General features: G+C 55.5%; 1 protein-coding gene. It reads right to left on the reverse strand.

Annotation, left to right across the window (positions count from 1 at the left end; genetic code table 11):
* A partial coding sequence (locus AC1DWB_RS37105; RefSeq protein ID WP_477546019.1) for an alpha/beta hydrolase occupies window positions 1-546 on the reverse strand: 546 nt, incomplete at both ends.

Below are 546 nucleotides of genomic sequence, written 5' to 3' on the forward strand. Positions count from 1 at the left end.
GCTTCGGCGGCCCCTACCGCTTCGTACATGCGGCGAACTTCCTCGTCAATCCGATCCAATCCAGCTGACGGGGTCAGCTCGTCCCGGTCGCCAGCAAGGCTAAGATGCGGTCTGGGCACGATAAGCTCCTGGATTTGCGATGCTGTGAAGTGTGTTAATAAATCCGGAACGTAGTAATACAGCCCATGACGGTCCAATCCTCCGTCCTTGATTAGGGCCTCAAAGTCCGTCATGCAGCAGATGTCGACCGTCATACGGATTCGTGTGTCCAGAGCGGCCATCCAGAACGCCATTGTGCTACCCATTGACATGCCAAGCGTACCGATTCTGGAGCTGTCCACGTCAGGACGGCTGATCGCATAGTCAAGCGCGCGTATGCTGTCATATAGCATCATCCCCAGCATGGAACGGCCATGCCAAAGCATTTCCTTGAAGATAGAAGACTCCGAACGTCCGCTTCTTTCTCCGAACCCCCAGCCGTCGATTGCTAGCACCGAATAGCCTGCTGCCGTCAAGACTTCGCCGTAGGATGGCTGGAGCATGTAT

The sequence above is a fragment of the Paenibacillus sp. P4_E11 genome, from assembly GCF_056401635.1.